Raw genomic sequence first — 24421 nt, forward strand, 5'->3', positions numbered from 1 at the left:
CGCTAGGCCGAAGGCGCCGTCAGGTCAACGTCATCCATATGCGCCAGCGGGTGCCGCCGGTTGACCAGTTCGACGAGGCGGCGGCTGTCGACATGCGTGTAAATCTCGGTCGTTGCAATGTCGGCATGGCCGAGCATGAGTTGCAGCGCGCGCAGGTCGGCCCCGCCTTCGAGCAGGTGTGTCGCAAAGGCGTGGCGCAGGACGTGCGGGCTGACCGCAGCCGGATCGACGCCTGCGCGCGCCGCAAGATCGCGCAGCATCTGAAACAGCCGCACCCGCGAGATATGCGCCTTGCCGGAGGGGAAAAGCCATGGCGATCCGTCGGCGAGCAGCGGCAGCCAGCGATCGAACGCCGCGCGTGCGCGGGCCGAAAGCGGCACCAGACGTTCCTTGTCGCCCTTGCCGCGGACGATCAGATATTCGCGCTCGCGAAGCACCGCGCGCCGCGGCAGCGACACCAGCTCGGTCGCGCGCAGCCCCGATCCATAAAGGAGTTCGAGGAGCAGCAGCATCCGCACCGCACCCGCGGGCGGCGCTTCGCCTTCGGCTTCGGCGACCGCCTGTTCGAACAAACGCCGGATCTCGTCGTGAGTCAGAATGCGCGGCAATGGGCGCCGCGTCGCCGGACGCGCGATGTCGAGCGCCGGATTGTCCGCGCGTTCGCCTTCGTCGAGGAGGAAGGCAAAAAATTGTCGCAGCGCCGACAGCTTGCGCGCCGCGCTGCTCGCGGACAGCGAGCGATAATCGGCCATCAATTGGCGCAGCGCCGCCGCATCGGCCGCACCCAGCGGCCCTTTGACCCGCTCGGCCGCCTGCTCCAGATCGCGGCGATAGGCAGTGAGCGTGTTGCGGGAAGCACCGCGCTCGGCCGCCATCATCTCCAGAAAGCGGTCTATTGAGGCCGCGTCAGACACGCACCAGCGCTTCAGCGGCGATCATCCGCGCTTCGGCGGCGAGCCCCACCTCGCGCAGCGCGCGGACGATATTATAGAGGTGATAGGGCGGCACCTTCGACCAGTCGCCCTGCATCCCGGCTGCCGCGAGCAAGGCGACCATTCCGGGCTCCCGGCGCTCGGCCGCCGCTGCGATCGCTCGCGTCCAGCGCGTCTGCCGTCCCAGATCGACGTCGAGATCGCGCGCCGCCGCGGCGGCGGCGGCGGCATCGAGGCGTCCGAGCCCGGCAAGCCCCGCAAGCAGGAACTTCGACCGCAGAGAAGCGGCGCTGTCGTCCGCGTTCGAAAAACGCTCGACGGTGCTCGCGCTCAGGCCGTTCAGCGCGCGCGGCGAGCCGACCGCAAGGACTCCCCAGGCATGGCTTCCCGGCGTCACATTGGACGCCCACGCCAGCGCGTTGGCATCATAGCCCGCTGCGAGCATCGAACCGAGGAGCTGCCACGGATCGCCGCCGACATCGGTGCCGGGGGGAAGCGCCGCGGCCGCGCGCGCGGTCGCGATCATCGCCGCATAGGCCTCCGCGGGCGTCCTCGCCGCGCTCCAAAGTTCCTCCATCGCCGCATAACGATCGGCACCGGCCGCCGCGCTGAACGCGGTGCGCAGCTGGACGGTCTGTGCGGTCAGTGCCTCGCTCGGCTCCTCCTCGCCCGCGGCTGCGCTCAACAGCGACACATAAGCGTCGCTCGACAGCACGCCGCGCGCTGCCGCTTCCGGCGCCGCGGCAACGCGCTGCGCAATGTCGGTCATCGGCGCGAGGACGGTCCAGCCCTTCATATAGGCGGGCGCCGCGGCGCGCAGCGCATCGGGCACCGGAATCGCCGTCGCGGTCGCCATGCCGAAGCGCCAGCTCGTCAGCCGGTCGACATTGTCCCATTCGATCGTCGTCGACCGCCGCCCGGCGCCCGTCGCGCCGAGTACGCGCTCAGTGAGCAGGATGTCGAAGTTCGACAGCCTGCCGCTCGACCGCACGCGCCCGATCGCCCAGCCTGCCGGCCCCGCCTCGCCCGACAGCCCCGAACAGATCGCCGACGCAAGCCGCCAGCTATGCTCGTCGCCATGCGCCAGGCCCGCAGGCACATAGGGGCAGAGTCCCGCCGGGTCGGCAGTGGCCAGATAGACCTGTTGTGCCGCGGCGACGAGACGGGGGGTGGCGCGGTCGTAATCGACCGACTGGACGATCCGCCGCGCCGCCGTCGATTCGCCCATGCGGAGCAGCAGCGACGCGCGCTCGGCGGCCAGGTCGGCGCCGTTGATCGTCGCGGGTGTGTCGATTGCCGAGGCCAGCGCGCGGCGGAGCAGTATCTGCCCCCAGCGCGACGCGAACTGGCCATTCGTCTTCCGCATGATCGCCGCGGCATATTGGCCGCGCACCCCAAAGGCGTCGGGCGCCATCCCGCCGGTTGCGGGGGTCAGCGGTCCGATGCGCGTCAGCAGGCGGCGCGCGCCGGGGGGCAGGTCATATTTCAGCCCGCCCGATTCGACCTCTTCGTCACCTGCTTCCTCATCATCGTCGGCATCGCTGTCGGCGCTGCCGACCGTCGGGACGACCACGGGCGGCGCGCTGCCATTCACGGGCGGCCCCGGCGTCGGCGACGGCGCGGGCGTCGGGGCGGGACGCGGCGCGGGTGTGTCGGCGGGATTGCCGAACCCTTCGGGCAACAGCGATTCCTGCGCGATCGCCGGCAGCACCAGCACCGCCGCCGACAGGCCCAGCGCCAGGGACAGGGTCGTTCGCTTCATGGCAGCGGGCTTTCGGCCATCTTGTCGTTCACATCCACCTCGATCGACCGGCGCGGAATATCGCGCGGGCTTGGTTCATCCCGTTTGGCTCGCAGCAAAACCATTGTCCCCTGCGGTCCGGGCGGTATAGCCGCGCGGACCATGTCGCGAAACCCGAAAAGCCCGGCCCCTGCGTCACCCGACGCCATCCCCGCGTCGATCCGCGACCGGTCGATCGTGCTCGTCGGGCTGATGGGATCGGGCAAGTCGACCGTCGGCCGCCGTCTTGCGCAGCGGCTGCGGATGCGCTTCGCCGATGCCGACGACGAGATCGAGCGCGCCGCCGGCATGACGATTGCGGACATTTTCGCGCGCTTTGGCGAAACGCATTTCCGCGACGGCGAGCGCCGCGTCATCGCGCGCCTGCTCGGCGGCAAGCCGATGGTGCTCGCAACCGGTGGCGGCGCCTTCATCAATGACGAGACGCGCGCGCTGATCCTGAAGGACAGCCTTTGCATCTGGCTCGACGCCGACATTCCCACGCTCGTCGAGCGTGTCGGCCGCCGCAGCCACCGCCCACTGCTCAAGGATCGCGACCCCGGCGAAGTGCTGCGCGAACTGGCGGCGGTCCGTAATCCCATCTATGCCGAGGCGCATCTGCGCGTCAGTTCGGCAAGCACGCCGCACGAACATACGGTGCGGGCGATTCTGGAGGCCCTGGCAACATGGAAAAGCTGACCGTCGAACTGGGCGCCCGCAGCTATCCGATCCTGATCGGCGACGGGCTGATCCGCGACATTGGCGCGCATGTCGCGCCGCTGTTGAAGCGACCGCGGACCATGATCGTCACCGACAGCCATGTCGCCGACCATTATCTTGCACCCATCGGCACCGCGCTGGCGATGGAGAATATCGCCTGCTCCTCCTTCGTGCTCGACCCCGGCGAGGCGACAAAGAGCTGGTCCGGCCTCGCGCGCCTCACCGAATGGCTGATCGGCGAAGGCATCGAACGCAGCGACCATGTCATCGCGCTGGGGGGCGGTGTGATCGGCGATCTCGTCGGTTTTGCGTGCAGCATCGTCAAGCGCGGCTGCGCCTTCATTCAGGTGCCGACGACTTTGCTCGCACAGGTCGACAGCAGCGTCGGCGGCAAGACCGCGATCAATGTCCCTGCGGGCAAGAATCTGATCGGCGCCTTTCACCAGCCGGCGATGGTGGTGATCGACCCGACCACGCTCGAAACGCTGCCCCGCCGCGAACTCGGTGCGGGCTATGCGGAAGTCGTCAAATATGGGCTGATCGACGACGCGGACTTCTTCGCCTGGTGCGAGGCGCATGGCGCCGCGCTGCTGGCAGGCGACAGTGCGGCGCGGGCCCATGCGATCGCGCACAGCGTTGCCGCCAAGGCGCGCATCGTCGCCGCCGACGAGCGCGAGACGCAGGATATTCGGGCGTTGCTCAACCTCGGCCACAGCTTCGGCCACGCGCTCGAGGCCGAAACCGGCTATTCGGACCGGCTGCTCCACGGCGAGGCGGTGGCGGCGGGCATGGTGCTCGCACACCAGTTTTCGGCCGCGAACGGACTTTGCCCCGCCGCCGACGCGGCGCGTGTCCGCGACCATCTCGCCAGCGTTGGCCTGCCGCACAGCCTGGCAAGCGCGGGGATCAATGGCGGCGGCGCTCAGCTCGCCGCGCATATGGCGCACGACAAGAAGGTGCGCGGCGGCAGACTGCCGCTGATCCTGTCGCGCGGCATCGGGCAGAGCTTCGTCACCGACGCATATGACCTAGATGCCGTCGCCGCCTTCCTCGACGAGCAGCGTAGCGTATGAAAAAGGGGGCGGCGCGCCAATGCCCCGCCGCCTCCTTGTGCCATCACCGCTCAGGCCTCGCCGAGTTCCGTCGCCAGCCCGTCCAGCAGTTCGCGCGTTCCGGCTTCGCGTCCGGCCACATCGCCGTCGAGATAGGCGCCCTGTTCGGTAAAGCGGATGCGCGCGCCCTGCCCCTCATCAAAAAACTCGACGGTCGCGAGCGACGAGGACAGCGGCTTTCCATCGACCGTCATGGCATAGGCGAAGATCAGCCGTTCCTGCGGCGCCACATCGAGGTAGGTCGTATCATTGGTCAGGACGACGTCGGCACCCGGCGGGCTGAAACGGCTTGACTCCACAGCGCCCGGTACGACTTCGGCGGGCGGATCATAGGCGTGGACGGTCCAGCCGTCGGTTTCGACAAGCCAGCGGCGCCGCGCCTCGGCACTGGTGAAGGCGGCGAAAACCCGTTGACGCGGCGAACGATAGGCGCGTTCGACGGAAAAGCTGGCGTGGTGGATCGGGCTGTCAGCCATGGTCATTCCTTTCATTTCCGGGGGATTCGCCCAGATAGTCACCGAGCCGGTCGAGTCGGCGCTCCCAGGCTTTCTTCTGCTCGGCCACCCAGCGTTCGACCTGGTGGAGCGCGGCGGGGTTCAGCGACACCGTCCGCACCCGGCCGACCTTCTCGCTGCGCACCACCTCGGCGGCTTCGAGCACCGCGAGATGCTGCATCGCCGCCTGCAGCGACATCGGCAGCCGCCCGGCGAGCGCGCTGACCGATGCCGGCCCCTTGGCAAGCTGTTCGACCATGCCCCGCCGCGTCGGGTCGGCGATGGCATGAAGAATCGGATCGAGCGCGGCCTGATGGTTAAGCATTCACTTGACTAATCACGCGACCGGATAATAGTCAAGTGAGTAATTGACTATTATCCGGAAGGCGGGCCGTCGCCGCTGCGCGCGGCGAGGCGTCGCCGACCTTGATTGCAATCAGGAAGCGCGCACGGGAGCGATCAGGTGTCGACTGTCACGCCGCTCGCATCGCTCTCTTCGCGCGCCGCCTTCGCCGCGCGGCGGCGTTGACGGAAGGTTTCGATCACGCTGTCGGCCTCGCGCCCGCCGCCGGGCCTGAAGCGATGGTCCATGCCTGCGCCGATGTCGCCTTCATCGATCTGCGCCGCCAGCCGCGTTGCGTCGAGCTGGCGGAAGGCGGCCTCGACATCCTCGATCTCGCGCGGATCGACGTCGAGTTCCTCGAGCGCCTTGCGGCCGAGCGCGACCGAGCTTTCGAACACTTCGCGCACCGCCGCCGACACGCCCGCCCCGTCGATCGCGATCAGCTGGCGGCGGTCGAACACACGCGCCAGCACACGCGCATGCGGAAACGCCTCGACGATCGGGCGCATCGTCGCTGCGTCGAATGCGGCGTCGTCGATGCAATAGATGATGAGCTTTGCGTCGTCGGCGCCTGCGCGCCGCAGCAGGTCGATCCGCAGCCCATCACCATAATAGACTTTGTTATCGTAGCGCCCCGACCGTTCGATCTGGCTCGGTTTCTTGTCAATCAAGGTGACCGAACAATCGACTGCGTGCAGCATCTGCGCCACCGTCTGTCCGAAGCGGCCATGACCGATCACCAGCGCCGACCCGCGCGGCGCATGTTCAGGGCCGTCCATGACGGGGCCATCGCGGTCGGGTGCGAACTCCAGGTTTCGCGCGAACAGCATCAGGAACGGCGTCGTGATCATCGACAGCGTCACCACCGCGCTGAACAGGCTCGCCGCCTCGGGCGCGATGAGCAGCGCCTGCTGAGCTTGCGTGAACAGCAGGAAACCGAACTCGCCGCCCTGGCTGAGCAGAAGGCCGAGACCGAGCGCTGTCTTCCACGATTTGCCGAATGCACGGACAATCGCTGTCAGGACGGCGAGCTTGACCGCGACCAGCGCCGCCGCGAGCCCGACAACGCGCAGCGGGTCGGCGAGCACGACATTGATGTCGAGCACCATTCCCACTGCGAGGAAGAAGAGGCCGAGCAGGATCAGGCGGAAGGGTTCGACATCGGCTTCGATTTCGTGCCGATAGGGCGAATCGGCGAGCATCACGCCCGCGATGAACGCCCCGAGCGCGGTCGACAGATGCAGGCTGTGCATCAGCGCCGCGCTCGCGAGCACCGCGAGCAGGCCGACGACGACGAACAGCTCGCGTTCGCCATAGCGGCCGATAAGCCGGAGCAGCGGGTTGAGGATGAACCGCCCCGCGAGCACCAGCCCGACGATCGCACCCACCGTATAGAGCGCGAGCATCCAGCCGGGTGGCGCCGACGGGTCAGCGGGGGCGCGCGATAGCGCGGCGACGATCGTAATCATCGGTACGATCGCCAGATCCTGAAACAGCAGGATCGAAAAGGCCTTCTCTCCGAACGGCGAGTTGATGCGCCCCGAGCTTTTGAGGCCGGGCAGCACCTGCGCGGTCGACGAAAGTGCCAGCGGCAGGCCGAGCGCGATCGCGGCAGCGGGACTGAACCCCAGCACTACGTAGATAAGAGCTGTGAGGATCAGCCCGGTGACGATCACCTGCGTCATGCCAAGCCCGAAGATCGCGCGGCGCAGCTGCCACAGCCGCCGCGGATGAAGCTCCAGTCCGACGAGGAACAGCAGGAAGGCAATGCCAAGTTCGGCAATCGCGAGCTTCGATTCGCCGCCGCCGACCAGCGCCAGCCCGTGCGGCCCGACGATCGCGCCGGCGATGAGATAGCCGAGCACCGCGCCCAAACCGAGCCGGCGGAAAATCAGCACGAAGAGCGTTGCGACACCGAGCAGGATCGCGCCTTCGAGCAGCGCGGTATCGGTAGCGGTTTCGACCGCTTTTTCCGCCACCCGGGCGGTTGCGGCCGCAAGCGCGGGCAGGATCATGCCGCCGCCGCCCGCGCCTCGAGCGCCGCTATGGCCGCATCGAAGGGCAGCAGGATTGCCCCGTGCCGCGCCGGATAGTCACGCGCGGGGGCGAGGAGGTCGAACCCCGGCCAGTCGGGTCGCTCTTCGGCTCCCGCAAACCACCCGGCGATGCTGTCGCGCGCGCGGCAAAGGTCGGCGAGCCCGTGCCCCGGCGCATGGCGCGCGAGCAGCGCCGCCGACGCCTGCCCCAGCGCGCACGCCTCGACGTGCAGCCCGACGCGCGCCACGCGCCCGCTCTCGTCGGTGTCGAGATCGAGGATGATCGCGCTGCCGCACAGCGGCGCGCGCTTGCTCGCCCGGTATCGCGCGTCGGGGTTCGGCAGATAATCGGCGGTGGCGATCGCCAGCGCCAAGATGTCGCGGTTATACAGCGGCGCACTCATGGGGCGTCCGCCTTTGCTTCGGCGTCGCGCGCCTCGGCGCGGCGTTCGGCGATCACCTTGCTCATCGCCGCCCCGCTCGCGCTCAATGCCGGATAGGAGCGGCTGGCCGTCATCCATTCGGGGCGCGGCGCAGTGCCATAGCCTATGTCGTAGAGCAAGGTCAGCAGCATGAAGCCGATCGTCGCGACCAGCAGCCCCTTGATCGCACCGAATCCGGCGCCCAACCCGCGATCGAACCCGCCGACGATCGACGCGCGGCTGCGCCGCCCCATCGCCCGCGACCCCCATTTCGCCAGCGCAAAGACGCCGCCGAACAACAGGACAAAGGCCAGAACCGCCGCGCCGCCGCCATCGCCGACCCAACCAACCGCCAGATCGGTCACGGGCGCGTGAAAAAAATAGACCGCCGCGATCGCCAGCACCCAGGCGAGCAACGTCATCACTTCCTGCACGAGGCCGCGCATGAAACCGAGCACCGCGCCGCCGCCGACGAGCGTCAGCACGATGATATCCAGAGCCGTCAGACTTCCCATGTTCGCCGGGCTAGTCGCGACCGAGCATCAGGTCAACGAGTTCGCCGAGCCGGGCAAAGCCGGTGACGCCGATGCCGTTCACGCGCTTCATGCCATTTGGACCCCAGGCCGTTGAAAAACCGAGCTTTGCTGCTTCGCGCAAACGTAGCGCATCGTGCGATACCGGGCGCACTTCGCCCGACAGCGACAGTTCGCCGAAGACGATCGCATCGGGGGGCACCGGCCGCTCGCTGAACGCCGAAACCAGCGCCGTGGCAACCGCAAGGTCGGCGGCGGGATCGGTCAGCCGGTATCCGCCGGCGATATTGAGATAGACTTCGGCCGCGCCCATTTGCAGCCCGCAGCGCGCCTCCAGCACCGCGAGCACCATCGCGAGCCGCCCGCTGTCCCATCCGACAACGGCCCGCCGCGGCGTTGCGCCGCTCGCGAGGCGCACGGTCAGCGCCTGCACCTCGACGAGCACCGGCCGCGTGCCTTCCAGCGCGGGGAACACCACCGATCCCGGCACGTCGCGGCTGCGGTCGGTCAGGAACAGGCTCGACGGGTTCGATACCTCGCCCAGCCCTTCCTCGCCCATCGCGAACACGCCGATCTCGTCGGTGCCGCCAAAGCGGTTCTTGACCGCGCGCAGGATGCGATATTGATGGCTGCGCTCACCCTCGAACGCCAGCACCGTGTCGACCATATGTTCGAGCACGCGCGGCCCGGCGATCGTGCCGTCCTTGGTGACATGCCCGACCAGCACGATCGCCGCGCCGCTGTCCTTGGCATAGCGGATCAGCTCCTGCGCGCTCGCGCGGACCTGGCTCACCGTCCCCGGCGCGCTGTCGATCAGGTCGCTGTGCATCGTCTGGATCGAATCGATCACGACGAAATCGGCGGTCCGGCTGCCGAGCGTCGCAAGGATGTCGCGCACCGATGTCGCGCTGGCGAGTGCGACCGGCGCGTCGCCGAGCCCCAGCCGCTGCGCGCGCAATCGCACCTGCGCCGCCGCCTCCTCGCCGCTGATATAGACGACCGACCTGCCCGCCTTGGCGAGCCGTCCCGCGGCCTGCAACAGCAAGGTCGATTTGCCGATCCCCGGATCGCCGCCGATCAAGGTCGCCGACCCCGCGACGAAGCCGCCGCCCAGTGCGCGGTCGAACTCGGCGATGCCGCACAGCATCCGCTCGGGCATCCTGCTTTCGGCATTCAGCGTTTCGAGCGGGATCGTCCGTCCGCCTTTGCTCAGGTTGTGCTTGGCCGAAAAGACGGTTTCGGCGGCCTCCTCGACCAGCGTGTTCCACTCGCCGCAGTCGGCGCACTGCCCCTGCCAGCGATAGGTGGCGGAGCCGCAATTCTGGCAGACATATTGACGTTTCGCTTTGGCCATATGGGTTTCGATAGCGGGAACAAAAATGGAACGCCAGTGGATACTTTCTTCGTCATTGCGAGGAGCGTGGCAACGCGGCAATCCAGCGTGGCAAACCCGCCCTGGATTGCTTCGCTTCGCTCGCAATGACGAACCCAGGGGACGGTTCAGTTTTCCCGGCCATTGCTCTAGGGCAATCAGCAACCACCGAATCGCCCTTCCTACAGAAAGCCCATCCCATGAAGTTCTTCGCCGACACCGCCGAAATCGACGCCATTCAGGAACTCGCCGCGACCGGCCTGCTCGACGGCGTCACCACCAACCCCTCACTGATCGCCAAATCGGGCCGCGATTTCAAGGAAGTGACCAGGGAAATCTGCGCCATCGTCGACGGCCCCGTCTCGGCCGAGGTTGTCGCGCTCGACCACGAAACGATGATGAAGGAGGCCGAAATCCTCCGCAAGATCGCCGACAATGTCTGCATCAAGGTGCCGTTGACGATCGACGGGCTCAAGACGTGCAAGAAACTCACCGGCGACGGCACGATGGTCAATGTCACGCTGTGCTTCTCGGCAACGCAGGCGCTGCTCGCCGCCAAGGCCGGGGCAACCTTCGTCTCACCCTTCGTCGGCCGCCACGACGACAATGGCTTTGACGGGATGCAGCTCATCGCCGACATCCGGCTCATCTACGACAATTATGACTTCGGCACCGAAATCCTCGTCGCCAGCGTCCGCCACGGCATCCATGTGCTTGAAGCCGCCAAGATCGGCGCCGACGTGATGACCGCGCCGCCGGCGGTCATCAAGGGGCTGTTCAAGCATGTCCTGACCGAAAAGGGCATCGAAGGCTTCCTTGCCGACTGGGCGAAGACCGGCCAGTCGATCTAACGAGCCTCGTCATTGCGAGGAGCCGAAGGCGACGCGGCAATCTCCAGCTGTCGGCGTCGCTTAAGGCCGATGCCTGGAGATTGCTTCGCTGCGCTCGCAATGACGGCGAGAGCCGCTGCATCCTTTCCAGTTGACGTAAACGTCAACCAACCGCGATACTCGCCCGAAAGGGAGAGATTCGCGATGACCGACACCACCATCCTCACCGAACGCCGTGGCCACATCCTGACCGTCACGATCAACCGGCCCGAAGCGCGCAACGCGGTCAACGCCGCGGTCCACGTCGGCATTGGCACCGCGCTCGAAACTGCGGAAAACGATCCCGAAATCCGCACGGTCATCATCACCGGCGCGGGCGACAAAAGCTTTTGCGCGGGCGCCGACCTGGTCGCCCTGTCGCGCGGTGAAAGCCTTTATCCCGACGATCCGGCGCAGCAGGCGTGGGGGTTTGCCGGCATGGTCGCGCACCCGATCTCGAAACCGATCATCGCCGCGGTCAACGGCTTCGCCTTCGGCGGCGGCTGCGAGATCGCGCTGATGAGCGACATCATTATCGCCGCCGACCATGCGCAGTTCGGGCTTCCCGAGGTCAAGGTCGGGCTGTTCGCCGCGGCGGGCGGCGCCTTCCGCCTCGCGCAGCAAATCCCGCGCAAGCTGGCGATGGAATATCTGCTGACCGGCGACCCGATCCCCGCCGCGCGCGCCGCCGAGTTCGGCCTCGTCAACCATGTCGTCCCGCTCGCCGAGCTGATGCCCACCGCGATCGCGCTCGCCGACAAGATCGCCGCCAACGCGCCACTCTCGGTGCAGGCGTCGAAGCGCGTCGCGCTGGGCATCCAGGACGGCCGCATCGCCGCCGACGCGCCCTATTGGGAGCATAACACCCTCGAGCGCAGCGCGCTGATGCGCAGCGAGGACGCGCGCGAAGGCCCGCGCGCCTTTGCGGAAAAGCGCAAGCCCGAATGGAAAGCGCGCTAGGATGACGATAACACTCGGCTCCCAATTTCCGTTCGCATCGAGCGAAGTCGAGATGCCCATCGGCGCGGCGCCTGCCTGCGGTGTGTCTCGACTTCGCTCGACACTAACGGAGAATGGGAATGACTGATCCCGAACGCATTCCGGTCATCATCGGCGTCGGACAGGTCAACGACCGTCCAGCCGATCCCGACGACGGACTCGATTCGCTCGGGCTGATGGTCGCGGCGCTCAAGGTCGCCGCCGATGACGCGGGGGTGTCGCTCACCGACATCGACAGCCTGGCGATCGTCGACCAGATCAGCTTTCACCATCTCGGCAAGCTGTGCGAACCGCTCGCCGCCGCGATCGGCGCCAATCCGGCGATCAAATATCAATCCGCCGCGCCGCACGGTGACACCCCGGTGCGCCTGCTCAACGAGGCCGCGAACCGCATCGGCGCGGGCGAGGTGAAACTCGCGGCTGTCGTCGGCGGCGAAGCGCTGCGCACCGCCGCGGGCCGCGCCGCCAAGGCCGCGAGCGGCGAGGACAAGAGCTATAATGCGGTGCGCCGGGTCGCGACGCGGCGCGAGCCAAACTATGCCCAGAAGCACGGCCTCGCCGCGCCGGTCGACGTCTATCCGCTCTATGAAAACGCGACGCGCGCCGCGTGGGGACAAAGCCTTGCCGACGCCCAGCTGGAGAGCGCCGAAATCTGGTCGCGTTTTTCCGAGGTCGCGGCGGGAAATGAAGGAGCGTGGATTCGCAAACCCGCCTCGCCCGACGACATTCTCGACGTGAACGAGCGCAACCGCCCGATCGCCTTTCCTTACTCAAAGCTGATGGTCGCCAATTCGTCGGTCAACCAGGGCGCGGGTTTTCTCGTGGCCAGTCTTGCCGAGGCGCGGCGGCGCGGCATCGCCGAGGACCGCCTCATCTATATCGGCATGGGCGCCGCGGCGAAGGAACCGGCGAGCATCCTCGCCCGCGACCGTTACGATCACAGCGTCAGCATGGAAACGTCGATCGCGCGCACGCTCGCGCTCAATGGCATGACCGCCCACGATTTCGACTGCGTCGAGCTTTACAGCTGCTTTCCCTGCGTGCCCAAAATGGCCCGCCGCATCCTTGGCTGGCCGTTGGACCGCCCCGCCTCGGTGTTCGGCGGCCTCACCTTCGGCGGCGGCCCGATCGCCAACTATATGAGTCATGCGGTCGTCTCGATGGTCGAAAAACTGCGCAGCGAGGGCCGCTACGGCTTCCTCTTCGCCAATGGCGGCTTCGCGACCGACAATCATTGCATCGTGCTGGGGAACCAGCCGATCGCCGCCGCGAGCTTCCCGCAGGATTTCGACTATCAGGCCGAAGCCGAAGCGAAGCGCGGCCCGGTGCCCGAACTGGCCGAAGATTATGCCGGACCGGCGACGATCGAAAGCTACACGGTATTTTATGGCCGCGACGGCGAGCCCAAGGCCGGTGTCGTGGTGGCGCGCACACCCGACGGGCAGCGCACGCTGGCGCATGTCGATGTGAGCGATGCCGCGATGCTGGCGTTTTTGACCGACGGGACGCGGGAGCCGGTGGGGACCGAAGGACAGGTGGTGCAGCTTGTAGAGGGCTACGGCTGGCGAACGGCCTGACGCTCCCACCTTTTCCCGTTCGCATCGAGCGAAGTCGGGATGCCCATCCGTCGTGCATGACTTCGGGGCATCTCGACTTCGCTCGATGCAAACGGGAATTGGCGGCGGGCTCCCGGGCCTAGAGCGCGAACGACACCCCCTGCGCCAGCGGCAGCGCGTCCGAATAGTTGATCGTGTTCGTGGCGCGCCGCATATATTGGCGCCACGCATCCGACCCGCTTTCGCGACCGCCGCCGGTTTCCTTCTCGCCGCCGAACGCCCCGCCGATCTCGGCGCCGCTCGTCCCCAGATTGACGTTCGCGATGCCGCAATCGCTCGCCGCGAGAAAGCGCTCGGCCTCGCGCATGTCGGTGGTGAAGATCGCCGACGACAGCCCCGCGGCGACATCATTGTGCAGCCGGATCGCGGCGTCCAGATCGTCATAACGCATGACATAGAGGATCGGCGCGAACGTCTCCTCCAGCACCGGCCCGACCTGTCCCGGCATCTCGACGAGCGCCGGACGGACATAATAGGCGGCGCCCTCGCCGACCCGTTCGCCGCCCTGCACGACGCCGCCCGCCGCCTTCGCCGCGGCCAGCGCATCCTGCATCGCGTCATGGGCGGCGCGATCGATCAGCGGCCCGACGAGAACGTCGTTCTCCAGTGGATTGCCGACCGCGACGCTGGCATAGGCGGCCTTCAATCGCGCGACGAAAGCATCGTAAATGCTGTCGTGAACGAACAGCCGCCGCGTCGTCGTGCAGCGCTGCCCCGCCGTCCCCATCGCGCCGAACGCGACCCCCCGCAGCGCGAGGTCGAGGTCGGCCGAGGGGGCGACGATCACGCCATTATTGCCGCCCAGCTCGAGGATCGCTCGCGCAAAGCGCTGCGCCAGCCGCGGCGCGACCGCGCGGCCCATGCGGGTCGATCCCGTCGCCGAAACGAGCGCGACGCGGCGGTCATCGACCAGCGCCTCGCCCGCCTCACGCCCGCCGATCAGCAGTTGCGACAAACCTTCGGGCGCCTCGCCGAAGCGCGCGAGCGCACGCTCGAAAATCGCCTGCGTCGCGAGCGCCGTCAGCGGCGTCTTTTCGGACGGTTTCCACACCACGCTGTTGCCGCACACGAGTGCGAGCGCCGCATTCCACGCCCACACCGCGACGGGAAAATTGAACGCCGAAATCACCCCGACGACGCCCAGCGGGTGCCACACCTCCATCATCCGGTGCCCCGGTCGCTCGGTCGCGATGGTGAGGCCGTATAATTGCCGCGAAAGACCGACCGCGAAGTCGCAGATGTCGATCATCTCCTGCACCTCGCCCGCGCCTTCGGACGGAATCTTGCCCGCCTCGATCGTCACCAGCCGCGCCAGATCATCCTTCGCGGCGCGCAATTCCTCGCCGAACAGTCGCACCAGTTCGCCGCGCCGCGGTGCAGGGACATGGCGCCAGGCGCGAAAGGCCGAGGTCGCCCTGTCCAGCGCCTGATCGATCGCAGCGGCATCAGCGACCCGCACCCTGCCGAGACGCTCGCCCGTCAGCGGCGTCGCCGCGGGCATCGACCCGTCGGTCCACAGCGCACGGTCCACGTCCAACCCGTCGAGCAATTGCCCGATCTCTTCGCCGATCCCGGCCATTGCCCAGCCTTTCGCTCTCGTCATCGCACCGCCCTGTAATCCCCTCTCCCCGTTCGTGTCGAGCGCCGTCGAGACTCCCCGGAGCCGCGCACGAACGACAGGCATCTCGACTTCGCTCGATGCAAACGGCTAAGGGGAGTGCGAACAGAGGAGAGCCATCGTGTCCGACCTACCCCCCTCCGAACCCATGGTCCCCGTCCCCGCCGACGCCGCCGCCAACACGCATTGCAGCGCTGCCGACTATGACCGCCTCTATGCCGCGAGCATCGCCGACCCCGACGCCTTCTGGGCCGAGCAGGCGAAACGGCTCGACTGGATCAAGGCGCCGACCAGGATCGCGGGCTGGTCCTATGACCCGGTGAGCATCAAATGGTATGAGGACGGCGTTCTCAACCTCTGCCACAACGCCGTCGACCGCCATGTCGCCGCCGACCACGGCGACCGCACCGCGATCATTTTCGAGCCCGACGCGCCCGACGGCGAAACGCGGCATATCAGCTATGCCGCGCTGCTCGCCGACGTCGTTCGCTTCGCGAACACGCTCAAGAAAATGGGCGTGCGGAAGGGCGACCGCGTCACCATCTATATGCCGATGATCCCCGAGGGCGCGGTGGCGATGCTCGCCTGCGCGCGCATCGGCGCGGTGCACAGCGTCGTCTTCGGCGGCTTCTCCCCCGAAGCGATCCACGGCCGTATCGAGGATTGCGGCAGCGACTGGGTGATCTGCGCCGACGAGGGGCTGCGCGGCGGTAAGACCGTGCCGCTGAAAGCCAATGTCGACAAGGCGCTCGAACGAATCGCGGTCAGGGGTGTGCTCGTCATCGCGCACACCGGCGGCGAGGTGAACATGACCGAAGGGCGCGACCATTGGTATGATGCGCTCTCGGCCGACGTGTCCGCCGATTGCCCCTGCGAGCCGATGGGCGCCGAAGACCCGCTCTTCATCCTCTATACCTCGGGATCGACGGGCAAGCCCAAGGGTGTGCTCCACACCGTCGGCGGTTACAGCGTCTGGACGGCGACGACCTTCTGGTACGGTTTCGACTATCGGCCGGGCGAGATTTTCTGGTGCAGCGCCGACATCGGCTGGGTCACCGGCCACAGCTATGTCGTTTACGGTCCGCTCCAGAATGGCGCGACGACCCTGATGTTCGAGGGCGTCCCCAATTATCCCGACCATGACCGCTTCTGGCAGGTCGTCGACAAGCATGGCGTCAACATCCTCTACACCGCACCGACCGCAATCCGCGCGCTGATGCGCGAGGGCGACGATTATGTCACGCGGCACGACCTGTCGTCGCTCCGCCTGCTCGGCAGCGTCGGCGAGCCGATCAACCCGGAGGCGTGGCGCTGGTATCACCAGATTGTCGGCAAGGGCCGCGTCCCCGTCATCGACACCTGGTGGCAGACCGAAACCGGCGGGATCATGATCACCACCTTGCCCGGCGCGCATCCGATGCAGCCGGGCAGCGCGGGACGCCCCTTTTTCGGCATCCGTCCGCAGCTCGTCGATGCCGATGGCGCAGTGCTCGTCGACGAACAGACCGGCGGCGCGGCGGAGGGCAATCTTTGCATCACCCACAGCTGGCCGGGACAGGCGCGCACCGTCTATGGCGACCATGACCGGTTCGTGCAGACCTATTTTTCGACCTACAAGGGCAAATATTTCACCGGCGACGGCTGCCGCCGCGACGCGAGCGGTTATTGGCGGATTACGGGGCGTGTCGATGACGTGATCAATGTGTCGGGGCACCGCATGGGCACCGCCGAGGTCGAAAGCGCGCTGGTGCTGCACGAGGATGTGGCGGAGGCGGCGGTCGTCGGCTTTCCGCACGACATCAAGGGCCAGGGCATTTACGCCTATGTCACGCTCAACGCCGGGGTCGAGCCGGGCGAGGACATCGTCGCGGCGCTCAAACAGCAGGTCCGCAAGGAAATCGGTCCGATCGCGACTCCCGACCATATCCACCTGACCCCCGCGCTGCCCAAGACACGGAGCGGCAAGATCATGCGGCGGATTTTGCGCAAGATTGCCGAAAACGACTTCGGCTCGCTGGGCGACACCTCGACGCTCGCCGATCCCGGCCTGGTCGATGGGCTGATCGAGGAGCGGCGGAATCGGTAAACAAGCCGAATGACCGTCGCCCCCGCGAAGGCGGGGGCCGCAATCGGCCTGACGCTTCAGCGTTACGTAAACCGCCGGCGGCCCCTGCCTTCGCGGGGGCGACGGCCTGTCAGAACCGGAAATCCGGCAGTTCCGCCAGGGCGATCCCCAGCGCCTCGGCCCAGCCTTCCGACACGCGGCGGAAATAGGGATCGTCGCGCTCGAAGCGGCGTTCGCGCACGGTCGTGAAATCGTCGCGCTCGTGGATCTTGAGGTCGATCGGCAGGTCGACCCCCGCGTTCGCGCGGATCGTCGAATCGAAGGACACGCAGAGCAGCTTTACCGCATCCTCGAACGACATGGCGGGATCATAGGAGCGCACGATGATCGGGCGGCCATATTTGGTCTCGCCGATCTGGAAAAAGGGATTGTCCTCGCCCGCCTCGATGAAATTGCCCTCGGGATAGATGAGGAACAGCCGTGGTTCGGCGCCCTTGATCTGGCCGCCGACGATCAGCGAGGCACGGAACAGCGACTCCGCGGCGGGGCCCTCGTCATTGTGGCGCATCACGACGCTGCGCAGCGTTTCGCCGATGATCGTGGCCACCACGAACATCGATGGCGCTTCGAGGATCGACGGGTGCCGGTCCTCGGGCGCCTTGGTGCGCTCGTCGAGCAGGCTGACGACCGCCTGCGTTGTCGCCAGATTGCCCGCCGACATCAGCGTGATGACGCGCTCGCCCGGCACGTGCCAGCTGCGCATCTTGCGCACCTGCGAAATATCGTCGACGCCGGCATTGGTGCGGGTGTCCGACATGAACACCAGCCCCTTGTTGAGCCGCATTCCCACGCAATAGGTCATTCGTGCCCTAATCCCCGCCCCGGTCGCCCTGAATCATTCCCGTCCGCTTATTGCTGGACCTGCACCTGGACAACCAGATTTTCCTCCGCCGCGCCATAGCGCATCCCGCGTACCGGCGCGGCGTCGCGATAATCGAGTCCCGTCGCGACGCGGATATAGCGCTGGTCGGGCGAATGGCCGTTGCTGACGTCGAAGCCGATCCAGCCGATATGGTCGAAATGCGCCTCCGCCCAGCCGTGCGTTGCATCCTGGTGCGTGCGATCGTTCATCATCAGATAGCCCGAGACATAGCGCGCCGGGTGCCCCAGGTGCCGCATCGCGGCGATGAAGATATGCGCATGATCCTGGCACACCCCGCCCTCGCCGCCGAGCGCCTGTTCGGCGCTCGTCTCGGCATCGGTGACGCCGATCCGGTAGGGCAGCCTGTCCAGGATCAGCGCCGACAGCGCGTGCGCCCGCTCGATGTCGCTTGCATGATCGCGGCCCAGCTCGGCGGAGAGCGAACGCACGCCGCGCCCCGCGCGCGTCAGCGGCGTCGGAAGCAGAAAGGTCCAGAGCGGCATCGCGCCGCGGTGCGGCCCGATCACTCCGTCCCAGGTAATCAGTTCGACCTCGCCGGTGCAGCGGACGACCAGTTCGCTCGCGCCACCGTCGACCGCGACCAGATCGACGCCATTGCCGTGATGGTCGGTATAGTGAAGCTGTTGCGCGCCGCCCTCGATTTCGATCCGCCAGTCATGAATCAACTGCTGTCCCGGCCGCTCCTTGGGCGTCAGTTTCAACTGCTGGAGCGCGTAGCGCACCGGGCTGTCATATTGATAATGGGTGATATGTTCGACGCGCAGCCGCATGGTCACTCCACGAAACGGTAATCGCGCTCGATCTGCCGCGCGAGAGCGGCATTGGCGCGAAGGAAATCGGTGATGAACTCGTGCAGCCCGCCGTCAAAGATCGCCGCGATCGGCCGCGACAGCCGGTCGTTGCAGATCGACGCCCCCATCCGCACCGCCTCGGTCTCTTCGCCATAAGCGCGCGCGAGCCAGCCGAGATTGTCGTTCATCTTGTCGCAGCAAAAGGCCAGGCTGCGCGGCATCTGTCTGTAGAGGATCAGGAACTCCGCGATCTTCAGCGCGCTGATTTCGGTGCCATAGAGCCAGTGATAGGCGCGATGCGCCGACACCGAACGCAGGATCGTCTCCCACTGCACATTGTCGATCGAGGTGCCGATATGCGCAACCGAGGGCAGCAGGAGATAATATTTGACGTCGAGGATGCGCGCGGTGTTGTCGGCGCGTTCGAGGAAGGTGCCGAGGCGCGAGAAATTATAGCCGTCGTTGCGCAGCATCGTGCCCGCGAAGGCGCCGCGCACCAGCCCGCTCTGCTGGCGGATCGCCGCGAGCACGTCGGGCAGATCGTCCTCGCGCACCGGCCGCTTCAAAAGCGTGCCCAGCGTCATCCAGCTCGTGTTGATCGCCTCCCACGCCTCGCGCGTCAGATAGGTGCGTGCGGTGCGGGCATTGTCGCGCGCGCGCTTGATCACCGACAATATGCTCGACGGATTGGCGGGGTCACGCAGCATGAAATCGACGACGCGCTGCGAATGATAATCCTCATGCGCCTGCCGAAAGGCATAGTCCTGTCCCGCGGTGACGAGCACCGACCGCCATTCGGCCGCCGCGGTGTTCGACCGCGTCAAGGCGATGCGGAACCCCGCGTCGATCAGCCGCGCATTGTTTTCGCTGCGCTCCAGATAGCGCGCCATCCAGTAAAGGGCACCGGCGGTTTTCCCTAGCATGGGCAGATTCCCGTCGCCGCCGCGAAGGTGGGGGCCGCTGGCGGCTTACGCCGCAACGAAGGGTCAGGCTGTCGGCGGCCCCCGCCTTCGCGGGGGCGACGATCAGTTTTTGAAGCGCCGCCCATCCCCATCAATCCTCCAGCACCCAGGTGTCCTTCGTCCCGCCGCCCTGGCTCGAATTGACCACGAGCGACCCCCTGGTCATCGCAACGCGCGTCAGCCCGCCCGGCGTGATGCGGATGCCCCGCGGCGACATCAGCACAAAGGGGCGCAGATCGACATGCCGCGGTGCGAGGCCCGCCCTGGTGAAGATCGGCACCGTCGACAGCGACAGCGTTGGCTGCGCGATATAATTGCGCGGATTGGCCTCCAGCTTCGCGCGGAAGGCCGCAAGCTCCTTCTTCGTCGCCGCCGGGCCGACGAGCATCCCGTATCCGCCCGACCCGTGGACTTCCTTGACCACCAGTTCGGGCAGGCGGCCCAGCACCTCCTTCAGCTGGTCGGGATCGCTGCACCGCCATGTGGGCACATTGGGGAGCAGCGCCTTCTCGCCCGTATAAAATTCGATGATGTCGGGCATATAGCTGTAGAGCGCCTTGTCGTCGGCGATGCCGGTGCCCGGCGCGTTGGCGATCGTGATCCCTCCGGCACGATAGACGTCCCAGATACCGGGCACGCCGAGCAGCGAGTCGGTTCGGAAATTGAGCGGATCGAGGAAATCGTCATCGACGCGGCGATAGAGGACGTCGATCGGCGTATAGCCCTGCGTCGTGCGCATCGCGACGCGACCGTCGACGACGCGCAAATCATGCCCCTCGACCAGTTCGGCGCCCATCTGGTCGGCGAGAAAGCTGTGCTCGAAATAGGCGCTGTTGTGGATGCCCGGCGTCAGCACCGCGACCGTCGGCGTCCCCCCGCACGCGGGCGGCGCGCAGGCGGCGAGCGATTTCAAGAGGTTGAGCGGATAATCGCTGACCTCGCGCACCGAAATCTTCGCGAACAGCTCGGGAAACATCTGAAGCATCGTTTCGCGATTCTCGAGCATATAGGACACGCCCGACGGCGTGCGCGCATTATCCTCGAGCACATAGAAGTCGTCGGCGCCGGTGCGCACGATGTCGATGCCGCTGATATGCGTATAGACACCCCCCGGCGGATCCATGCCCATCATCATCGGCAGGAAGGCCTCGTTGCGCGAAATCAGCTCGGTCGGCACGCGCCCCGCGCGCAAAATCTCCTGCCGATGATAGATGTCGTGGAGAAAGGCGTTGAGGGCGCGCACGCGCTGTTCGATACCGCGCGACAACCGCCGCCATTCGCTCGCTGAAATGATCCGCGGCACAACGTCGAAGGGGATCAGCCGCTCGTCGGCCTCGTCCTGCCCATAGACGTTGAAGGTGATGCCCGTGGTGCGGAAAAAGGCCTCGGCCTGCTGTGCCTTGCGCTGGATGCGCGCCGCGTCCTCGCGGCCGAACCAGTCCGCATAGTCGCGATAGGGCGCCCGGACCGCGCCATCCTGTCCCGTCATCTCGTCGAAAAAGGAAATGCCCCAGCCCTTTCCACGCAACATGCCACCGGCCCTGCCGCGCGCATTGGTCGGCGTGCGCGGCCGCGTTTTCCTGCCTGCTGCGTCGCTTGTCTGGCTACGCGGCCGCCAAGCTTATGCCGGGGATGCTAATCGCGCGCCTGTGCGTTGGCAAGCGGACTCATGGCGCCGATTGACGCGGTAACATCAAGGGATTGCTCACATTAGAGCGCGATGACCTGATATTGACCCACCGTGATTGCCCCCTGAAGTTCGTCGGCAAGAAGCGTCTCGCAGGACGGGCTGGTTGCCCGGACCAGAGACGCGCCGCTGTCCGGCGGGCTTCAGGGGGCAACCCCTCCAGGGCGGGTCGATTTTGGCCGATTGCCACGTTGCTCGTCGGGCGCGATGTCCCGCATCGCGCCGCTCCTCGCGCCTCGCACTCGGCCAAAATCGCCTCCGTCACGGTGGATCAATATCATGTCATCGCGCTCTAGAGCGGCGTGCTGCCAAGTTTCGCTGCCCTCCCCTGAAGGGGAGGGCAGGATCAGATCAAATCGCCCCGTGGCAATGCTTGTATTTGCGCCCCGACCCGCACGGGCACGGCGCGTTGCGACTGATCTCCATCGCCGCATAGGGGTTCTCGCCCCTGGCGATGTCGTGCTTGGGCACCTGCATCGGGGGCAGCGTGTCGGCGATCACCCCCAGCGACCCCGCATCGACGTCGGCGCTGTTGTCCTCGCCGGTGAAGGGGTCGATGTGCGTCGTCAGGAAATCGGGAAGCTCGGGCAGCGGCATCGGTTCGGGTTCCTGGAACTGGAAATCGATGCGCGCGACGGTGCGCGTCACATCCTCGCGGATGTTCGACAGCATCCGCTCGAACAGCGCGAACGCCTCCTGCTTATATTCGTTGATCGGCTGCTTCTGTGCATAGGCGCGCAGGAACACCACCTGCCGAAGCGCGTCGAGCGTCGCGAGATGCTCCTTCCAATGGTGATCGAGCGTCTGGAGCAGGATCGACTTTTCGATGCCCTTCCAGGTTTCCGCATCGACCAGCGCCGCCTTTTCGGCGGCTGTCGCGTCGGCCATCCGCTGCAGCCGCTCCTCGAACATTTCGGGGTCGACGGCATCCTCCTGCATCCACTCGTCGATAGGCGGATGCAGGTTCAGAATGTTCGCCACACGCTCCTTCATGCCTTCGACATTCCATTGCTCGGGATAGCTTCCCGGCGGGCAGGCGTCGGCGACGATCGCATTGACCGTTTCGGCGCGCATCGCCGCCATCACGTCGTCGACGGTCTCGCTGTCGATGATCTCGCCGCGCTGTTCATAGATGACCTTGCGCTGGTCGTTCATCACATTGTCATATTCGACGACCTGCTTGCGGATGTCGTAATTGCGCGCCTCGACCTTCTTCTGCGCGGTCTCGATCGCCTTCGACAGCCATTTCGACCCGATCGCCTCGCCATCCTCCAGATTCTTGTTCATCATCTTGGCGAACAGCGTGTCGGGACCAAAGATGCGCAGCAGGTCGTCGTCGAGGCAGAGATAGAATTTGCTGAGGCCGGGGTCGCCCTGCCGTCCCGAACGACCGCGCAGCTGATTGTCGATGCGGCGGCTTTCGTGGCGCTCGGTCGCGAGCACGAACAGCCCGCCGGCGGCCTTCACCGCCTCGCGCTCGGCGGCGACCTCTTCGCGGATGCGCGCCTCGGCGGCGTCGCGCTCGGGCCCGGCGGGCATGTCCTTGAGCTCATCCTCGATGCGGAACTCCTCGTTGCCGCCCAGTTTGATGTCGGTGCCGCGGCCCGCCATGTTGGTCGCGATGGTGACCGCACCGCTGCGTCCCGCCTGCGCGACGATACGCGCTTCGCTCTCGTGGAAGCGTGCGTTGAGGACGCTGTGCGCGACGCCTTCCTTTTCGAGGAAGGAGGAGAGCAGCTCGGACTTCTCGATCGACACCGTGCCGACGAGCACCGGCTGGCCGCGCTCCTGCGCCTCGCGGATCGTGCGCGCGATCGCACCGAACTTGTCGTTGATATTTTTGTAAAACTCGTCCTCTTCGTCGATCCGCGCGATCGGGCGATTGGTCGGGATGGTGACGACGTTCATCTTGTAGATGTCGAAAAACTCGGCCGCCTCGGTCGCCGCGGTGCCGGTCATGCCCGAAAGCTTCGGATACATGCGGAAATAATTCTGGAAGGTGATCGACGCGAGCGTCTGGTTCTCGGGCTCGATCTGCACGCCTTCCTTCGCCTCGACCGCCTGGTGCAGACCGTCGGACCAGCGGCGCCCCTCCATCATGCGGCCGGTGAACTCGTCGATGATGACGACCTTGCCGTCCTTGACGATATAGTCGGTGTCGATGCGGAACATCTGGATCGCTTTCAGCGCCTGATTGACGTGATGGACGACCTGGGTGTTTTCGATGTCGTAAAGGTTGCTGCCCTGGAGCAGCCCCGCGGCTTCGAGCAGCCGCTCGACATGCTCGGTGCCTTCTTCGGTCAGGTTGATGGACTTGGACTTTTCGTCCTTCTCATAATCCTCTTCGGTGAGCTGGAGCACCACCTCGTTGACGCGGATATAGAGTTCGGACTTGTCGTCGGTCGGCCCGGAGATGATGAGCGGCGTGCGCGCTTCGTCGATCAGGATCGAATCGACCTCGTCGACGATGCCGAAATTGAACGGGCGGTGGACCATCTGCGCGCGGTCGAACTTCATATTGTCGCGCAGATAGTCGAAGCCCAGCTCGTTGTTCGTCGCATAGGTGATGTCGCTGTTATAGGCCTCGCGCCGCTGCGTCTCGTTGAGGTTCGGGACGATCACGCCGGTGGTCAGCCCCAGGAAGCCATAGACGGCGCCCATCCATTCGGCGTCGCGGCGCGCCAGATAGTCGTTGACGGTGACGACATGCACGCCCTTGCCGCTCAGCGCGTTCAGATAACAGGGCAGGGTCGCCATCAGCGTCTTGCCCTCGCCCGTCGCCATTTCGGCGATCTCGCCGCGGTGGAGGACAACGCCGCCGATCATCTGGACGTCGAAATGACGCATCCCCAATGTGCGCACCGCCGCCTCGCGCACCGTGGCAAAGGCTTCGGGCAGAATGTCGTCGAGCGTTTCGCCCGCGGCCAGCCGCGCGCGGAAGGTTGCCGTCTGCCCCTGCAATCCGGCGTCATCGAGCGCCTGCATCGCGGGTTCGAAGGCGTTGATCCGCTCGACGATCTTGCGGATCGAATTGACATAACGGTCGTTGGACGAGCCGAACAGGCTCTTGGCAAGGCCAGCAAACATGGAATGATCCTTGGAAAATCAGTAGAATGGGCGGCGTCCG

At 66.3% G+C, this 24421-nt stretch carries 21 protein-coding genes; 7 read left to right on the forward strand and 14 right to left on the reverse strand.

The window, feature by feature from the left end; genetic code table 11:
* Positions 1–2 precede the first annotated feature (2 nt).
* Together SALA_RS09140 and SALA_RS09145 are read right to left on the reverse strand one after the other, a co-directional pair.
* A complete protein-coding gene (locus tag SALA_RS09140; protein ID WP_011542087.1) occupies positions 3–914 on the reverse strand; it encodes a tyrosine recombinase in 912 nt (303 codons plus the stop codon).
* A complete protein-coding gene (locus SALA_RS09145) occupies positions 907–2694 on the reverse strand; it encodes a hypothetical protein (protein WP_011542088.1) in 1788 nt (595 codons plus the stop codon). Before SALA_RS09145 ends, SALA_RS09140 begins: the two co-directional genes overlap by 8 nt.
* 141 nt (positions 2695–2835) lie before the next feature.
* Here SALA_RS09145 and SALA_RS09150 point away from each other — a divergent pair, with 141 nt between their 5' ends.
* Positions 2836–3411: a shikimate kinase gene (locus SALA_RS09150; protein WP_011542089.1), complete on the forward strand. Its 576-nt coding sequence runs from the start codon at positions 2836–2838 to the stop codon at positions 3409–3411.
* A complete protein-coding gene (gene aroB, locus SALA_RS09155) occupies positions 3399–4505 on the forward strand; it encodes a 3-dehydroquinate synthase (protein WP_011542090.1) in 1107 nt (368 codons plus the stop codon). The genes SALA_RS09150 and aroB overlap by 13 nt, the downstream gene beginning before the upstream one ends.
* Before the next feature lie 50 nt (positions 4506–4555).
* Here the strand turns inward: aroB and SALA_RS09160 are convergent, their stop codons facing one another.
* From SALA_RS09160 to radA, 6 genes are all read right to left on the reverse strand, one after another.
* On the reverse strand, positions 4556–5020 hold the full coding sequence (locus SALA_RS09160; RefSeq protein WP_011542091.1) for an SRPBCC family protein: 465 nt from the start codon (positions 5018–5020) through the stop codon (positions 4556–4558).
* A complete protein-coding gene (locus tag SALA_RS09165; RefSeq protein ID WP_011542092.1) occupies positions 5013–5363 on the reverse strand; it encodes an ArsR/SmtB family transcription factor in 351 nt (116 codons plus the stop codon). Before SALA_RS09165 ends, SALA_RS09160 begins: the two co-directional genes overlap by 8 nt.
* Positions 5364–5497: 134 nt before the next feature.
* On the reverse strand, positions 5498–7396 hold the full coding sequence (locus tag SALA_RS09170) for a cation:proton antiporter (protein ID WP_011542093.1): 1899 nt from the start codon (positions 7394–7396) through the stop codon (positions 5498–5500).
* Entirely contained in the window at positions 7393–7821 is a 429-nt protein-coding gene (locus tag SALA_RS09175) for an iron-sulfur cluster assembly scaffold protein (RefSeq protein ID WP_011542094.1), read from the reverse strand. The genes SALA_RS09170 and SALA_RS09175 overlap by 4 nt, the downstream gene beginning before the upstream one ends.
* Positions 7818–8354, reverse strand: coding sequence for a CvpA family protein (locus SALA_RS09180; protein ID WP_011542095.1), 537 nt, complete (start codon positions 8352–8354; stop codon positions 7818–7820). Before SALA_RS09180 ends, SALA_RS09175 begins: the two co-directional genes overlap by 4 nt.
* 10 nt (positions 8355–8364) lie before the next feature.
* A complete protein-coding gene (gene radA / locus SALA_RS09185; RefSeq protein WP_011542096.1) occupies positions 8365–9726 on the reverse strand; it encodes a DNA repair protein RadA in 1362 nt (453 codons plus the stop codon).
* Positions 9727–9944: 218 nt separating this feature from the next.
* Here radA and fsa point away from each other — a divergent pair, with 218 nt between their 5' ends.
* From fsa to SALA_RS09200, 3 genes are all read left to right on the forward strand, one after another.
* Positions 9945–10595 carry a fructose-6-phosphate aldolase gene (fsa, locus tag SALA_RS09190; RefSeq protein WP_011542097.1) on the forward strand — a complete coding sequence of 217 codons (651 nt, stop codon included), beginning with the start codon at positions 9945–9947 and terminating at the stop codon, positions 10593–10595.
* A gap of 183 nt (positions 10596–10778) precedes the next feature.
* Positions 10779–11573: an enoyl-CoA hydratase-related protein gene (locus SALA_RS09195; protein ID WP_011542098.1), complete on the forward strand. Its 795-nt coding sequence runs from the start codon at positions 10779–10781 to the stop codon at positions 11571–11573.
* Positions 11574–11692: 119 nt separating this feature from the next.
* On the forward strand, positions 11693–13189 hold the full coding sequence (locus SALA_RS09200; protein ID WP_011542099.1) for an acetyl-CoA acetyltransferase: 1497 nt from the start codon (positions 11693–11695) through the stop codon (positions 13187–13189).
* A 118-nt stretch (positions 13190–13307) separates the two neighbouring features.
* On the opposite strand, the gene SALA_RS09205 is transcribed toward SALA_RS09200, so the two are convergent.
* Positions 13308–14831, reverse strand: coding sequence for an L-piperidine-6-carboxylate dehydrogenase (locus SALA_RS09205; RefSeq protein ID WP_011542100.1), 1524 nt, complete (start codon positions 14829–14831; stop codon positions 13308–13310).
* A gap of 163 nt (positions 14832–14994) precedes the next feature.
* Here SALA_RS09205 and acs point away from each other — a divergent pair, with 163 nt between their 5' ends.
* A complete protein-coding gene (gene acs / locus SALA_RS09210) occupies positions 14995–16932 on the forward strand; it encodes an acetate--CoA ligase (RefSeq protein WP_041383220.1) in 1938 nt (645 codons plus the stop codon).
* Positions 16933–17041: 109 nt separating this feature from the next.
* Here acs and SALA_RS09215 read toward each other — a convergent pair whose 3' ends face one another.
* From SALA_RS09215 to SALA_RS09230, 4 genes are all read right to left on the reverse strand, one after another.
* A complete protein-coding gene (locus SALA_RS09215; RefSeq protein WP_011542102.1) occupies positions 17042–17773 on the reverse strand; it encodes a peptidase in 732 nt (243 codons plus the stop codon).
* 47 nt (positions 17774–17820) lie between these two features.
* Complete coding sequence (locus tag SALA_RS09220; RefSeq protein ID WP_011542103.1) at positions 17821–18624, reverse strand: transglutaminase family protein; 804 nt, start codon at positions 18622–18624, stop codon at positions 17821–17823.
* A gap of 2 nt (positions 18625–18626) precedes the next feature.
* Positions 18627–19568, reverse strand: a complete 942-nt coding sequence (locus SALA_RS09225) for an alpha-E domain-containing protein (RefSeq protein WP_011542104.1) — start codon at positions 19566–19568, stop codon at positions 18627–18629.
* Between the two features lie 130 nt (positions 19569–19698).
* Positions 19699–21138, reverse strand: a complete 1440-nt coding sequence (locus tag SALA_RS09230; RefSeq protein WP_011542105.1) for a circularly permuted type 2 ATP-grasp protein — start codon at positions 21136–21138, stop codon at positions 19699–19701.
* Positions 21139–21332: 194 nt separating this feature from the next.
* On the opposite strand from SALA_RS09230, the gene SALA_RS17645 reads away from it, so the two are divergent.
* Positions 21333–21590, forward strand: coding sequence for a hypothetical protein (locus SALA_RS17645; RefSeq protein ID WP_084764815.1), 258 nt, complete (start codon positions 21333–21335; stop codon positions 21588–21590).
* A gap of 55 nt (positions 21591–21645) precedes the next feature.
* Here the strand turns inward: SALA_RS17645 and secA are convergent, their stop codons facing one another.
* The gene (secA, locus tag SALA_RS09235; protein WP_011542107.1) at positions 21646–24381 is read right to left on the reverse strand and encodes a preprotein translocase subunit SecA; all 2736 of its coding nucleotides are present in this window, start codon (positions 24379–24381) and stop codon (positions 21646–21648) included.
* Positions 24382–24421: the final 40 nt, after the last annotated feature.

Origin of the sequence: Sphingopyxis alaskensis RB2256 (genome assembly GCF_000013985.1) — a bacterium.
Taxonomy (GTDB): Bacteria; Pseudomonadota; Alphaproteobacteria; order Sphingomonadales; family Sphingomonadaceae; genus Sphingopyxis; species Sphingopyxis alaskensis.

Coding starts and splice junctions, on each gene's coding strand:
- radA (WP_011542096.1), bottom strand. CDS start 9,726: ATGGCCAAAGCGAAACGTCAATATGTCTGCCAGAATTGCGGCTCCGCC.
- SALA_RS09165 (WP_011542092.1), bottom strand. CDS start 5,363: ATGCTTAACCATCAGGCCGCGCTCGATCCGATTCTTCATGCCATCGCC.
- SALA_RS09170 (WP_011542093.1), bottom strand. CDS start 7,396: ATGATCCTGCCCGCGCTTGCGGCCGCAACCGCCCGGGTGGCGGAAAAA.
- SALA_RS09160 (WP_011542091.1), bottom strand. CDS start 5,020: ATGGCTGACAGCCCGATCCACCACGCCAGCTTTTCCGTCGAACGCGCC.
- SALA_RS09200 (WP_011542099.1), top strand. CDS start 11,693: ATGACTGATCCCGAACGCATTCCGGTCATCATCGGCGTCGGACAGGTC.
- fsa (WP_011542097.1), top strand. CDS start 9,945: ATGAAGTTCTTCGCCGACACCGCCGAAATCGACGCCATTCAGGAACTC.
- acs (WP_041383220.1), top strand. CDS start 14,995: ATGGTCCCCGTCCCCGCCGACGCCGCCGCCAACACGCATTGCAGCGCT.
- SALA_RS09205 (WP_011542100.1), bottom strand. CDS start 14,831: ATGACGAGAGCGAAAGGCTGGGCAATGGCCGGGATCGGCGAAGAGATC.
- SALA_RS09150 (WP_011542089.1), top strand. CDS start 2,836: ATGTCGCGAAACCCGAAAAGCCCGGCCCCTGCGTCACCCGACGCCATC.
- SALA_RS09145 (WP_011542088.1), bottom strand. CDS start 2,694: ATGAAGCGAACGACCCTGTCCCTGGCGCTGGGCCTGTCGGCGGCGGTG.
- SALA_RS09175 (WP_011542094.1), bottom strand. CDS start 7,821: ATGAGTGCGCCGCTGTATAACCGCGACATCTTGGCGCTGGCGATCGCC.
- SALA_RS09180 (WP_011542095.1), bottom strand. CDS start 8,354: ATGGGAAGTCTGACGGCTCTGGATATCATCGTGCTGACGCTCGTCGGC.
- SALA_RS09230 (WP_011542105.1), bottom strand. CDS start 21,138: ATGTTGCGTGGAAAGGGCTGGGGCATTTCCTTTTTCGACGAGATGACG.
- SALA_RS09215 (WP_011542102.1), bottom strand. CDS start 17,773: ATGACCTATTGCGTGGGAATGCGGCTCAACAAGGGGCTGGTGTTCATG.
- SALA_RS09225 (WP_011542104.1), bottom strand. CDS start 19,568: ATGCTAGGGAAAACCGCCGGTGCCCTTTACTGGATGGCGCGCTATCTG.
- SALA_RS09220 (WP_011542103.1), bottom strand. CDS start 18,624: ATGCGGCTGCGCGTCGAACATATCACCCATTATCAATATGACAGCCCG.
- aroB (WP_011542090.1), top strand. CDS start 3,399: ATGGAAAAGCTGACCGTCGAACTGGGCGCCCGCAGCTATCCGATCCTG.
- secA (WP_011542107.1), bottom strand. CDS start 24,381: ATGTTTGCTGGCCTTGCCAAGAGCCTGTTCGGCTCGTCCAACGACCGT.
- SALA_RS09195 (WP_011542098.1), top strand. CDS start 10,779: ATGACCGACACCACCATCCTCACCGAACGCCGTGGCCACATCCTGACC.